Here is a 13,921-nt window from a genome sequence, read left to right on the forward strand (position 1 = left end):
CTGCGGCATTACGTAGACTGCAGCGAGATGTCGCAGGGATGAGGCGCGACATGACGACTGTCAAAGGAGGAAGAAATGGATTTGGGCATTGGTGGCAAGGTCGCCGTCGTGACGGGCGGCGGACGGGGAATCGGGGCAGAGACGGCACGCATGCTCGCCGGGGAGCGGGTGAAGGTGGTCGTTTCCGATATCGACCTGGCGGTGGCCGAGCAGGTGGCTAAGGAGATCGTGGCGGCCGGAGGCGAGGCCATTGCGTCGCGGGCGGACGTATGTGAGTTGTCCGACGTCCAGCAAGTCGTGGCGGACGCCACCGAAGCCTTTGGTGGCGTCGACATCCTGGTGAACAACGCCGGCTTCAACAAGGACCGTTACCTGACGAAGATGACCGAGCCGGAATGGGATTCGGTGGTCGACGTGGTGCTGAAGGGCGCGTTCCACTGCACGCGCTCCGTGCTGCCCGGGATGATGGCGCGCAAGTGGGGCCGCATCGTCAACATCTCGTCGCGCTCGGTGTTCGGCAATCCGGGCCAGACCAATTACAGCGCGGCCAAGCTCGGACTCGTCGGCTTCACTCGCGCGCTGGCGCAGGAGCAGGCGAAGTTCGGCGTCACGGTCAATGCGGTGGCACCGGGTTTCGTCGAAACCGAACAGATGCGCGCCAACCCTACCTACGAGAGGCTGCGCGAGACGGCGCTGGAAAGGATTCCTGTCGGCTTCCTTGGCATGCCTGAGGACATCGCCTCGTCCGTGGCCTTCATGGCCTCGGAGCGCGCCCGCTATATCACTGGCGTTACGTTATTCGTGACCGGCGGCCGCTTCTCTTCCTGATTCCTCGAAAAGGCAACAAGCATGGATTTCGATTTCAGCACTGAACAGGTCGCCTTGCGCGATAGCATTCGCCGGTATATGCGCAACGAGGTGGTGCCCCGCATCGACGCATGTGAGCGCGACCGCAGCATCCCGCTCGACGTGCTGGCCGGCGTCGGACAGTTCGGCTACATCGGCGGCATGCTCCCGGAAGAAGACGGCGGCCTCGGCCTCGACGTCGTCACGTGGGCCATGATGCTGGAGGAGGCCGGCTACTTCTGGGGCTCGCTGCGCACCATCGTCAACATTACCAACGTTTTCATGCGGTTGGTGAGCCGGCACGGCACGGCGGAGCAGAAGGCGCACTTCCTCGCGCCGGTGCTGGCGAGTGGCAAGCGCGTATGTGTGGCGCTGAGCGAGCCGAACCACGGTTCGAATCCGGCCGGCATCGAGACCCGCGCCGACGACAAGGGCGACCATTATCTGCTGTCGGGAACAAAGCTGTGGATCACCAACGGCGTGGCGGCCGACTATGCGCTCGTGCTGGCGCGCACTTACAGCGCCACCTGCGACGGCGGCCACTCTCTGTTCCTGCTCGACAAATCCGAGACGCAGGTCGAGGCGCGCCTGGTCGACAAGATGGTGCTCAAGGCGTCAGGCACGTCGGAACTGTTCCTCGACAACATCCGTTTGCCGAAGTCCAGCCTGCTCGGCAAGGAGGGCGGCGCGCTGAAGGCCGTGTCGGTCGGTCTGAACTATGGCCGCCTCAACATCGCGATGGGCGCGGTCGGCGCTGCGCAGGCGGCGTTGGACCTGTCGATCGAATACGCAAAGACGCGCAAGCAATTCGGCAAGACCATCGCGCATTTCCAGCTCGTGCAAAAGCACATCGTCGACATGATGGTGCGCGTGGAAGCCGCGCGGGCGCTGGGCTACAAGGCGGCGGCGTCGCTGGATAAGGGCCTGCCGTCGCGCATCGAGTGCTCGATCGCCAAGCTCTACGCGGCCGAGGCGGCGCACGAGGTGGCGAAGATTGCCATCGGTGTGCACGGCGGGCTCGGTTATTCGACCGAGTACCCGCTCGAACGCATCTTTCGCGATACCAGCGGCGCGAGCATCCCGGAGGGGACGGCCGAGATCCAGACCCTGATCGTCGGGCGCGAGGTGCTCGGCGTGTCGGCCATCGTTTGAAGGGAATCGCCATGCACACCGCATCCACGCCGTCGCTCGCGGCGCTGTCCGCCCTCCAGTACTACTGGGAGGACCTGGAGCCTGGCCTGGTCTTCGAGACCGCCAGCCGCTCGATCACCGAGGCCGACGTGGTGGGCTTCGCCGGGCTGAGTGCCGACTACAACCGGCTTCACGTCGATGCCGAGTATGCGTCCGGCACGGCCTGGGGCAAACGCATCGCTCACGGCATGCTGGTGGCCTCAATCCTGTCGGGGTTGAACACGCGCACGGTCGTCAACCAGATGATCGAGCCGTCACTGGTCGGGCTGCTGGAGATGAACCTGCGCTTTCCCAAGCCAACCCTGATCGGCGACACCATCCATGGCCGCATCGAAGTGAGTGGACGCCGCGAAACGTCGAACCCCGCGCGCGGCATCGTCGAGTTCCGCCGCCAGGCCATCAACCAACGCAACGAAGTGGTCTGCGAGTGCGACGCCCGGATGATGGTGCTGCGCCGCCCGACCGCCTGTTAGACGACAGATCGAGGAACCCCAAATGATCACCACCGAAATCGGATACACCACCGTCGACAGGATCACCGTGCGCGGCAAGGACCTCTCGCAGGAACTGCTCGGCAAGGTCGACTTTGTCGAGATGATGATGCTTACCATCCTCGGCCGCCTGCCGGACGCGCGCGAGAAGCGGATGATCAACCTGATCCTGGTGGCGGCCTGCGACCACGGTCTCACGCCGAGCGCAATGAGCGCGCGCCTGACCTACCTCGGTGCGCCCGAGGCCATGCAGGCAGCAGTGGCCGCGGGCCTGCTCGGCGCCGGCAGCGTGTTCCTGGGCACCACGCAGAACTCGGCCGAACTGCTGATCCATGCCGCGCGCGACCTGGCCGACGATGCCACCGACGAGGCAGTGCTGGCGTGCGCTCGCGAAGTCATTCGGCAGTCTCGCGAGAAGAAGCAGCCGATCTACGGCGTCGGGCATCCGATCCATGTGAACGGCGACCCGCGCGTGCCCACGCTGGCCCAGGCGTCGCGCGACAACGGCTACTTCGGCAAGCACTGGCGCCTGATGTATGCGATCGAGAAGGTGTTCCGCGAGGAGATGGGCAAGAACCTGCCAATGAACGCAGTCGGCGCTGTCGGCGCCATCGTCGGCGACATGGGGCTGGAGCCGCTTCTGGCGCGCGGTTTCATGCTCGTCGGCCGCGCCGCCGGCCTGCTCGCGCACCTCTACGAGGAGCGCCAGAACCCCATCGGCCAGCAGGTGTGGGACCTCGTGCTCGCGCAAGACCCGCGCAATGAGTTGCCCGTGCGCAAGCCGAAGCAGGCATAAGCACCGTCCCGACAAGAATGACTGGAGGAAACATGGAGACATTTCAAGACCTGAGCCTGCTGATGGACCCGCGGTCGGTGGTGCTGGTCGGCGCGTCCGACCGGCCCGCGAGTCTCGGTCAGCGTGCGCTCGAGAATATCGTCGAACACTCGCGCTTCGAGGGCGAGCTGTTTCTTGTCAACGCCACGCGCGACGAAGTTGGGGGGCGCCCCGCGTTCCGGCGCGTGGAAGATTTGCCGTACGCACCGGATCTCGCCATCGTCGCGGTCCCGGCAGCGGTGGCCAACGAGGTCATCGAATCGTGCGGTCGCCGGGGCATTCGCTTTGCCGTGGTGCTGACGTCCGGATTCGCCGAAACGGGCGAAGAGGGTGCGTTGCTGGAAGCGCGTATGCGGGAGGTCGCGCGGGAGACCGGGATCCGTGTCTATGGTCCCAACTGCCCGGGGCTGACCAACATCAACAAGGGTCTGGGCTTCACGTTCTCGCCTGCGTCGCGCCACGACCTCATGCCCGGCCCGATCGGCCTGGCCACGCAGGGAGGCGGGCTCGGCCGGACGTTTCTGCAGGCGTGTGCGCGGGGCGTCGGCATCGGCCTCTGGTGCTCCAGTGGCAACGAGGTGGACCTGACAGTCAGCGACTACATCAACCACATGGTCACGATGCCGGAGATCAAGGTTATCGTGACGCTGCTGGAGGGCATCAACGATCCGCCGCGCTTCGCGCGTGCCGCGCTGAACGCGGCGGCGGCTGGCAAGCCCATCGTGGCGCTGAAAGTCGGCAAGTCGGAGTACGGCGTGAAGGCAGCGCAGTCGCACACGGCGGCACTGTCGGGCACGGCGGAAATCAACAGCGCTGCGTTCCGGCAACTCGGCATCATCGAAGTCGACGATATCGACGAACTGATAGACACCGCAGCGCTGCTCTCGCGCGGAGTGCCCGAGCGGGACGTACGCATGGCGCTGTACTCGTTCTCGGGCGGTACCGTGGCGCTTGCCGCCGACATGCTCGGCACGGCCGGTCTGGAACTCGCCAGGCTGGCGCCGCAGACGACCGACACGCTGCGCGAATTGCTGCCCGCCTTTGCGGCCATCGGCAATCCGGTCGATACGACCGCGGAGATCCTGGTCAAGCCGGAGATCAGCTACGGCTCGCTGCTGGCGGTTGCCAGCGACCCGAACGTGGATGCAGTGCTGTTCCCGCTGCCGATGGAATATGGCGAGGTGACGCGCGGGGCCTGCGAGAACATGGTCAGGGTGCAGGCAGCCGTCTCGAAGCCGATCATCCCGGTCTGGATGAGCGACAAGCTCGGAGAGGGCTTCGATGTGCTGGTAGCAGGTGGCTTGACGCCGGTGCGCACGCTCGGCAAGGCGATCAAGGCGATGCAGCGCTGGAATGTCTGCGGCGCCTGGCGCAGGGCGTTCGACCCGTCGTGGTTGCCGCTGATTTGCACGACGGCGGTGACGGAGCCGCAGACCTGCCGCACCTGGTCCGAGGCGCAGGCCAAGTCCATCCTTGCGCGCGCCGGCGTGGCGGTGCCGCCCGGCGAAGTGGCGCGCGACGAAGACGAGGCCGCTGCAATCGCCAGGCGTCTCGACGGCCCGGTGGTCGCCAAGATTGCCAGCGCCGACATTTTGCACAAGTCCGACATCGGCGGCGTGGTCGTCGGTCTGCGTGAGCAGGAAGCCGTGCGCCAGGCGTTCCGCACAATTGTCGCCAATGCCGCAAAGGCATACCCCGAGGCGCATGTGGATGGTGTGCTGATCGAGCGCATGTCCGACCGCAGGGGCGGTGTGGAGACGCTGGTTGGAGTGCACCGTGATCCGCTGTTCGGGCCGGTCATCACGTTCGGTATGGGCGGCGTGTTCGTCGAGTTGTTCAAGGACGTCAGCCGTCGCTTGCTGCCACTCACGCGCCGCGAAGCCGCGGCGATGGTGCGCGAGACGCGCTGCCATGAATTGCTGAAGGGCTTCCGCGGCGGCGAGCCGGCCGATGTCGGGGCGCTCGAGGCGCTGCTGGTGGCGGTGTCGGATTTCGTCTGCCACGGCGCCGGCACCGCGCCGGTGGAAGAACTCGACCTCAACCCCGTACTCGTCAGCAAGGCCGGTGCCATGGCGCTGGATGCCGTACTGATCGAAGGCATGTCCGCTTGAGCGGATCCTTCGCCCGACCCATCGTACAAGGAGCGATATTCATGTTCAAACGCATGGCCATGCTGGCCGCCACCGTGGGATGCGTGGTGGCCTCCGCGCACGCGCAAACGGCCTACCCGACCCGTCCCATCAAGCTCATCGTGCCGTTCACGGCGGGAGGCATCGCCGACAATGTGGCCCGCGCAGTCGCGGAGCACACGTCGAAGCTGCTCGGCCAGCCGATCGTGGTCGACAACCGGCCTGGAGCCGGTGGCAATATCGGCGCCAGCTATGCGGCGCATGCCGAGGCCGACGGCTACACGATCTTCCTCGGCACGCAGGGCACGCAGGTCACCAACCAGTACATCTACAAGTCGATCTCGTATAAGCCGGACGCCGATTTCCAGGCCGTGCAGGGACTGATCGCCATCCCCAACGTGATCGTGGCAAATGCATCGCGGCCGTACAAGACCTTGCCCGAGCTGATCGCGTATGCGAAACAACATCCAGGTGAAGTCACCTATGGCAGCCCCGGCGTCGGCACGGGCGCGCATCTTGCCGGCGAACTGTTCCAGGCGATAGCCGGTGTCAAGCTGCGCCATGTGCCGTACAAGGGCAGCGCCGGAGCGATCACCGACCTGCTCGGCGGCAACCTTGACATGGCGTTCGACTATCCCGTGTCGACGGCAGCCCATGTCAAGTCCGGCCGCCTGCGGGCGCTGGCGATCACGGGCGAGAACCGCACCGAGGCGCTGCCTGGCACGCCGACCTTGCGCGAACTTGGCCTGGCGAAGGCGACGTCGGAGTCGTGGACCGGTGTGTTCGCGCCGAAGGGAACACCGCCAGCGGTCGTGTCGAAGTTGCAGGCGGCCTTCGGCAGCGCTGCACAGGAGAAATCCATCCAAGCGAAATTCGGCGAGTTCGGCGGCACGCCGCTGCTGCTCCCGGGGCCGAAGTTCGCCGACTATGTACACGCCGATGCGGGCAAGTGGAAGCGCGTGTTGGAAACTGCCCGCGTGTCAGCGGAATGACCGGCCTCGTTTCATCGTTCAGCTAACACACACAATATGACTCAACACACCCTGCCGCTTGCGGGCATCCGGGTCCTGGATTTCTCGGAACTCCTGCCCGGTCCGTTCTTCACCCAGAATCTCGTGGAACTGGGGGCGTCCGTCCAGAAAATCGAGCGCCCGCCGCACGGCGACAACGCCCGGGTCATGGCGCCCGGCCTGTTCGCCTCGGTCAACCGCGGCAAGCAGAGCGTGATGGCGGATCTCAAGGATCCCGCGCAGGCCACGCGCATCCGGGAGATGGTGGCCGAGACCGACGTCGTTGTGGAAGGCTACCGCCCGGGCGTGATGGACCGCCTCGGCTTCGGCTACGAAGCGCTGGCAGCGCTGAATCCGCGCATCGTCTATGTCTCCCTAAGCGGCTACGGTCAGACCGGACGATTGGCGAAGTCGCCGGGCCACGACGTCAACTACCTGGCAACCGCCGGCGTCCTGGCGCTTTCTGGCTCCGAGCCCGAGCGGCCGGACCACGGCGCCGGTCTGCCGCTGGCTGACCTGTGTGGCGCGATGTATGCACTGTCCAGCACGCTTGCCGCCCTGGTGCAACGCCAAACCACAGGCGTCGGACAGTACCTGGACGTGTCGCTGACAGATTGCGTGATGCACTGGATGAACCCCCGCCTCGGGCATTTCGACGAGGCGGGCCTCGACAACCTGGCGGCGCAGCGCAACGATGTCCTCGCCAAGCCGGCCTACGGCGTGTTCCGCACGGCGGACGGCAGCCATGTTTCGCTCGGTGCGCTGGAGGACCACTTCTGGAGCCGGCTGGCAACCGCGCTTGCGCTGGACCTGCCGCTTGCCGGCTACGAGCGGCTCGCCTCACGGGTCCACGATGCGCCGCGCATCAATGCCGCAATCTCCGCTCGGGTGGCGACACTCGAGGCCGGCACGCTGCTTGCCTTGCTCGATGCGGCGGACGTTCCCGCGTCGCGAGTCGTGGAGCCGTCGGCACTGCGCGCCTCCGCTCACGCCGTTGAACGCCGGCTGATCCGTAGCGATGGCGAGGCGGCCTTCATCCGCTATCCCGTCACGATGACCGGCATGTAGGAGAGCGCTGATGCACCCTTCGCAGCACGCGCCGTCGTTCCGCACGCGCATCACCGCCCTGTTCGGCATTCGTCATCCGTTGCTGCTCGGCGGCATGCACATCCTTGGCGAGTCTGGCCTCGTGGCAGCCGTGGTCAATGCGGGTGGGATGGGCTTCATTACGGCGCGCTCATTCGCGTCGCCCGACGCATTGCGCGCGGACTTGCGCCGCTGCCACGCGCTGACCGGCGGCCGGCCATTCGGCGTCAACATCACACTTGCGCGTCGCGACGATGCCAATTCCGCGGTGCAGGATTGGATCCGCGTCGCGCTGCAAGAGGGCGTGCGGCACTTCGAGAGCGCTGGAGGCCCGCCCGGCGAACTGGTCGGGCCGATTCAGCGGGGCGGCGGCATCCTGATCCACAAGTGCCCAAGCGTGCGCCATGCGCTGAGCGCGGAGCGCTGCGGAGTAGATGCGGTGGCACTGGTAGGCATGGAAGAGGGCGGCCATCCGGGAGCGAATCCGTTGCCGACGTTTGTCAACGGCGCGCATGCGCTGCATAGCGTGAGCGTGCCCCTAGTCCTCGGCGGAGGCATCGGCACAGGCCGGCAGATCGCCGCCGCGCTGGCGCTTGGCGCGGACGGCGTGGTCATGGGCAGTCGCTTCATGGTGGCCGCAGAGACTACTGCGCACGATGCACTCAAGCGCCGGATCATCGCGTCCGGGATCAATGGGTCCATCACCATCATGGACTCGCTTAGCGACACCTGGCGGGTGCTCGACAACGCCGCGGCCCGCGAAGTACGCCGCCTCGAAGCGAATGGCGCGCGCCGCCATGCTGATTTCGGCGATCTCATCCTGTCGTCGCGCACGCGCGAGAAGGTTTACCGCGACGGCGACGTGGAGGCCGGCATCGTTTCGCTGGGGCCGGCAGGCGGCTTTGCCGATGGCATTCATCCGGCGGGATTGATCGTGGAGCGGCTGATGGGCGACGCGGTGCAAGCGACTCAATCGCTTGGGCACTGCCTCGTGCAAGGCGGTCGCGGCAGCTAATCCGCAGCGTTGACGCGTGAGAGTCGTCGTCATGCAAGCGGGGCGATGCACTCCGCAGATGCCGAATCAGAAGTCCGATGAAGAATCACCGGCGATAAGCGCCGGAACACATCATGGAATTCGCGCAATAGCTGTCTGCCGGGGTTCACTCGGCCGTCGAGACGGGCTGGTCGTGCAAGTCGAGGAGGCGCCGTGACAAGGAGTCAGTCCATTCGGAATATATCGACCGTCTTGGCGAAAGTTAGAGATGCCCGTCGACGGGCAGAGAAGGATGCGTCCGATGCGAGAAGCGGGGGACACTATTTCAGCCGCCTTTCCGCCATTGTAGATTTTCGAATCAAAACAGAGTCGGGACAGGAGCAGCTTATATGGATTGCGTGCGCGGCGGAACTCGGCCTGCTCAGGACATCCCATTTGAAGCTGAATGCCGCGGCACGGGAGGCGTTAAGTGAAAAGGCTCTGAATGCTCTATTTTGGGCTGTGGTCGGCCGTTGGAGTAAAGCCCAGGTAAGTAGTTTGAAGGCCGCAGGGAAGTCCAGGTCGGCGCAGAGGTCTCTTGCGCCCTGCCAGGACTGTTGTGCATTGGATGGCGATCGACGACGCTATACACCACATCGCTGGCTGGAACAGGAGAATACGGCCACTACGAATGAACTTGGCTCCGCCACACAATTTCGCTGCGTTAGGTGTGAAACCCGGTGGATGCGCCGCTTGACCGGCTCTGAGTATTTTGTGGGATGGTCCATCTGTCCCGCCCGTCGCGTTGCGTTAGGAGCCTGAGGGTGGGACAACGCTTGCGCTACAAGACTTAAGAGCCGCAGAGAACGTGTTCCTAGACCCGTGTCAGAAGTGTCGTGAGCAGATGTGAATTACAACTGAGATGCATCCAAGTACCCCATTTGAGTGGGGTGAGGCATGCATGCATAGGGGCCCGAGTTGTTGCTGAGAGCCATATATCCAACCTATTGGTGGCAGTCGTTCGTGCAAGGAGCAATCAAGCGCGCTGCTTCTGGGCGGCAAGACTCGCTTGGTAAATGAGTGGGCTCGCGCTTACGCCATCAAGCGGTAGGAGCTTCTCAGGCAAATGGGCTAGTACGCTCCGCAATGCCCTCCTGGCTTTTGTTGAAAGATCTCACGCACCCTGGAAATGGCGCCGTAGGCACTCCAACGCTGAATCTGACCAATGCCAGAAGGTCCGCGATCAAGGCGTAGCGGTCACCCGACTGTCCAAGCGGAGGGCGCAGCGAGCGACTCTTCATGGCCGGATCCCGACGCCGGATGTTCAATGACCGTGTAAGGCTTTTGACCGGCAACACGCTGCTCAAAAGTCTGGCGCTTCAGGCCAGCACCACCGCCCAACAGGGGTATTCGTCAATGCTGTGCTGCACAATGAGTGCAGGAACATTGGCTTGGCTCTTTGCAAGTTTCGGCCGCACCCCCAACGTGCAAATTTCGATTGGCGTTGACAGCAACAGCGCCTTCCGCCCAGCCTCCTCCAGGAAGCTACGCGTCCAACACCTGAACGCCACTGGTAACAACTCGTCCTACCGGTCGGGCAAGCTGACTACCCCGCCAAAGAGACGGATGAATCGACGCTGGATCCAATTGGGAGCCACCGCCCATCGGCGCAGCAGGCACGTGGCTCTGTGCGTCGCCAATAACTGCCCGAGTTGCCGCTTGCCCCACGGGAAGAGGCTCAGCCAGCAGCGACATTTGTTGTCCGTTTTCTCGGTGACCGGTGAGGGTTGATGGCTTCATATCTGTATATATATAAGGGGTATCCACTTAGCTCCAGCTATGCCAGAATTACTGGATGGATATACAGGTAGAACGCATCTTACCGCCAGAAGCCGGCAAGGACTACCCCCGCAACTGGAACGAATTTCTGGACCGGTTCGGCACGGAAGACGCTTGCCTGTCCTACCTGGAGACATTGCGGTGGCCGCAGGGATTCATTTGTCCTGATTGCGGTGTCGCGGCCGAGCCTTATCGGTCGAGCCGTACTCGCTTGATGTGCCGTAGTTGCGGCCATCAAACTACCGTGACCGCTGGCACGATATTCGACAAGACCCGCACCCCGCTACGAGTGTGGCTGGCCGGCGCCTGGTATCTAACTAATCAGAAGCAAGGCGTGAGCGCCCTTGGCCTGCAACGGGTCTTGGGCCTGGGCAGTTACCAGACCGCCTGGACCATGTTGCACCGGTTCCGCCGGGCCATGGTGCGGCCGGAGCGGGAGCGCCTGAGGGGGTGTGTTGAGGTTGACGAGACCTACCTTGCCATCACAGACCGCGAAGCCCCTATCTCGGCCACCAAGCGCAAGAACAGCACGAGCAAGGTGCTGGTCATCCTGGCTGTCGAAGTGCTCCAGCCCAAGGGCTTCGGCCGGATACGCTTGCAGCGTATTCGCAGCGATGCGCACGAGTGCGTCATTCCGTTCGTGCAGGCGTCGATTGAGCCTGGTGCCCAGGTCAGGACCGACGGGTCGGCAGCCTACCGGTCCTTGAGCAAGTTGGGCTATGACCACCAGCGCAATGTGATGCTTGGCGCCGAGGTGCCAGCGCATGTCTCGATGGCCGGCGTGCATCGGGGTCCCCTTGATTTCGCTGCAGTTTGCCGGGGTAGCCAGCCCTAGCAGCCATGCGGGTTTCCGGGCGATGCCTCGCTGAAATCCCCATCAAATCAGTCACTTGCTGACTGGTCTTTTTCCGCTGGTCATTGAGCGCTGACGCCCCCCGCGCGCGATCGGTCGTGGTTGCGGGGCGTCGGAACCTCTGTTTCCGCAAGATAATCGGATTTATCCATCGTAGGTTTTCTCAAGCCATACATAAATGCCTTTGCTAACGTTAGGCATGTGCGTAAGATAGGCTGAAATTTGCCTCCGGAAACTGCCATGCCCCGCCTCGCCGCCACCCCCGACCAGATCCGCGCCACCGTGCTGGCCATGCTGACCGAAGCCGGCGACGCGGCGCCGCGCACGGCCGCACGCTTTCGCCGCGTGGTGTCGGTGCGCAAGCTGCGCGACCGCCTCGGCGGCGGCGACCCGGCGACGCTGTCGCGCACGCTCAACGCGATCGAGGCCGAGGTGGTGCGCGCGGGCCTGGCCGACCTCGCGCTGCCCGAGATTCCGGTCGAGATCGCCGAGGCGATGCGCGCGCTGTGGCAGGCCGCGGTCGCGGTGCAGCTCGACGAAGTGGTGCTTCTGAAGCGGGAGGCGCAGCAGACCGCGGAGGTCGCGCAGGCCGCCCGCGCCGAGGCCGAACTGCGGGTCGAGCTGCTGCGTCAGGAACTCAGTGAAGTGCGGCAGGCACTCGCCGCGCGCGACACCGCGCTGGCCGAAGCGTGCGCCGCCCAGGCCGGGGCGAGCGCGCGCGCCGATGCGCAAGCCGCTCGCCGGGGCGAGCTCGAGGCGGCGCTGGCAACCCTGCAGGAACGCGTCATGACAGACGAACGCACCCACGCCGAGGCGGTCGCCACCATCCAGGCGCGCTACGAGGCGTTGTCGAAGCAGCTGCTGCAGGAAACCGCGCACCAGCGCGACGCGGTGCGGGCCGAGCGCGCCCAACTGGCCTCGCAACTCAAATTCGCCGAGCGGCGTATCGCCGCGCTCGAGGAGGAACGCGGACGACTGGACGCGGAGCTGGCCAGCGAGCGCGCCGCGCGCCAGACAGCCGCCGGCGAGGCGAGCGCGCTCAAGGCCGTCAACGCCAGCCAGCGCGCCCAACTCGACGAACTGCTGCGCGCGACCCTGGCCGCCGCGCCGCCACCGGCCAAGGCGCGCGCGCCCAGGTCGACGGGCAAGGCGGCCGCCAAACGGTCCGCCCAGTCATGAACCCAGCCGACTGGGTCGACACGGCGACAGTGCCGCCGCGCCCGCTGCCGGCCACCGTCGCGGCGGCACTCAACTACCTGGCCGAGGCGCTCGGCCATCCGGTCTACGCGCACTGGACCCTGACGCGCGTCAAGCGCCGCTATGGGTCGCTGGCCGAGGCCAAGGCCGCGCAGCCGACCGTGCTCACGCTGCTGCTATCGCACGATGGCGCAGTCGAATACTGGGAGCGCGGGCGCCTGCGCACGGTACCGGCAGACCAGGCGCCCCGCCCGGAGACGGTCCTCGCGCGGCTGCTGCGCACGCACCGGCGCCGCTTCCGGTCCACCGCCTCTTCGGCGAGCGAGGCTACGGTGCCGACCACCACGGAAGCGAGGGGAGCTGTCGCGGCGAACCCATGGCTGGCCGCGTACGGCCCTGCTGACCCCGCGTGGCTCGCGCGCGCCGGCCGCTTCGCCCAGCCGCACGCTGCCACCAACACGCTGGGCGCCACCGACGATGCGCAGGCGTTGGCGCTTTTTCTGCGCGACCGGACTGGCCGATCGCCCCACACGCAACGCGCCTACGGTGCCGAGCTGCGTCGGCTAATGCGCTGGTGCGGCGTGCACGGGCTTGGGCCGCTGTCGGACCTCACGCGCCAGCAGTTGCTCGCCTACCGGCACACGCTGCAGCACGGCGAGCCCGGCGCGGAGGACGCCACGCCGCCCCTGTCAGAGGCGACCCGCACGCGCGCGCTGGCCGTGGTGGCAAGCCTCTACGGCTACTGGTACGCCACCGGCTACCTGCAGGCCAACCCGGCCGCGGGTCTGTCTGCCGGCAGCCGCGCACGGGCCGGCTTCGCGCCGACGCGGCTGATCCCGCCAGCACTGCTGGAAGCGTGCGATGCCTGGCTCGATACGCCCGGAGCCGACGATGCGTTGCCCGCGCTGCGGCGGCGCGCGATCTGGGCGCTGTATCGCTATGCCGGCGTGCGCCTGGCGGAACTGGCCTGGTCGGATGAGACTGCGCTGCCCCGGCTGGAGGCCGAGGCGCCTGGGCGGTGGACCCTCTATGTCTGCGGCAAGGGACGCAAGGTGCGGGCCATTCCGCTGCCGACATCGTGCGTGGTCGTGCTGCGCGCCTACCGGCACGCCCGCGGTCTGCCGCCCGAGCCGCCGGCGCATGAGACGCTGCCCGTGATTCACGGCAACAAGGGGGAGGCGCTGCAGCAGGCGGGTCTCTATCGGGAGGTCAAGGCGATCTTTGCCGCCGTGGCCGAGGGCCTGCAGGCGCGCGAGCCGGCGCAGGCGTTGCTGCTGCGCGCCGCATCGCCGCACTGGCTACGCCATGCGTATGCCCGCACGCTGGTGGTCGACCACCAGGTACCGTTGCCAGCCGCCCAGGCGCTGCTTGGCCACGCCTCCGTGCAGACCACAGCGGCCTATGCCAGGACGGACCTGACGCAGTTGCGGGCCTTTGTCGATGCAACGTTTAAGGGCGAAGTGTCGTAGCA

The 13,921-nt window shown here is 65.8% G+C and carries 10 protein-coding genes and 1 pseudogene; all 11 read left to right on the plus strand.

The features are described 5' to 3' along the window. Positions 1-75: 75 nt before the first annotated feature. The 11 genes and pseudogenes from fabG to AC3G88_RS21200 all read left to right on the plus strand — a co-directional run bounded on the left by fabG (position 76) and on the right by AC3G88_RS21200 (position 13,919). Complete coding sequence (gene fabG / locus AC3G88_RS21150) at positions 76-828, plus strand: 3-oxoacyl-ACP reductase FabG (RefSeq protein ID WP_488893837.1); 753 nt, start codon at positions 76-78, stop codon at positions 826-828. A 21-nt stretch (positions 829-849) separates the two neighbouring features. Then, the gene (locus AC3G88_RS21155; protein ID WP_488893838.1) at positions 850-1,998 is read left to right on the plus strand and encodes an acyl-CoA dehydrogenase family protein; all 1,149 of its coding nucleotides are present in this window, start codon (positions 850-852) and stop codon (positions 1,996-1,998) included. An 11-nt stretch (positions 1,999-2,009) separates the two neighbouring features. Beyond that, positions 2,010-2,510, plus strand: coding sequence for a MaoC/PaaZ C-terminal domain-containing protein (locus tag AC3G88_RS21160; RefSeq protein ID WP_488893839.1), 501 nt, complete (start codon positions 2,010-2,012; stop codon positions 2,508-2,510). Between the two features lie 22 nt (positions 2,511-2,532). Further along, complete coding sequence (locus AC3G88_RS21165) at positions 2,533-3,324, plus strand: citryl-CoA lyase (protein ID WP_488893840.1); 792 nt, start codon at positions 2,533-2,535, stop codon at positions 3,322-3,324. A gap of 32 nt (positions 3,325-3,356) precedes the next feature. Further along, the gene (locus AC3G88_RS21170; protein ID WP_488893841.1) at positions 3,357-5,474 is read left to right on the plus strand and encodes an acetate--CoA ligase family protein; all 2,118 of its coding nucleotides are present in this window, start codon (positions 3,357-3,359) and stop codon (positions 5,472-5,474) included. A gap of 53 nt (positions 5,475-5,527) precedes the next feature. After that, positions 5,528-6,484 (plus strand): Bug family tripartite tricarboxylate transporter substrate binding protein, encoded by a 957-nt coding sequence (locus AC3G88_RS21175; RefSeq protein ID WP_488893842.1) that lies wholly within the window; start codon positions 5,528-5,530, stop codon positions 6,482-6,484. 36 nt (positions 6,485-6,520) lie between these two features. After that, positions 6,521-7,570 carry a CaiB/BaiF CoA transferase family protein gene (locus AC3G88_RS21180; RefSeq protein ID WP_488893843.1) on the plus strand — a complete coding sequence of 350 codons (1,050 nt, stop codon included), beginning with the start codon at positions 6,521-6,523 and terminating at the stop codon, positions 7,568-7,570. 10 nt (positions 7,571-7,580) lie between these two features. Next, the gene (locus tag AC3G88_RS21185) at positions 7,581-8,603 is read left to right on the plus strand and encodes an NAD(P)H-dependent flavin oxidoreductase (protein WP_488893844.1); all 1,023 of its coding nucleotides are present in this window, start codon (positions 7,581-7,583) and stop codon (positions 8,601-8,603) included. Between the two features lie 1,813 nt (positions 8,604-10,416). Beyond that, a pseudogene (locus AC3G88_RS21190) lies at positions 10,417-11,190 on the plus strand (IS1595 family transposase); the annotation flags it as partial. 303 nt (positions 11,191-11,493) lie between these two features. Continuing rightward, a complete protein-coding gene (locus AC3G88_RS21195) occupies positions 11,494-12,432 on the plus strand; it encodes a DNA-binding protein (protein ID WP_488893845.1) in 939 nt (312 codons plus the stop codon). After that, positions 12,429-13,919, plus strand: coding sequence for a tyrosine-type recombinase/integrase (locus AC3G88_RS21200; protein ID WP_488893846.1), 1,491 nt, complete (start codon positions 12,429-12,431; stop codon positions 13,917-13,919). The genes AC3G88_RS21195 and AC3G88_RS21200 overlap by 4 nt, the downstream gene beginning before the upstream one ends. Positions 13,920-13,921 lie beyond the last annotated feature (2 nt).

It is taken from the genome of Cupriavidus sp. 86D6 (assembly GCF_057815095.1).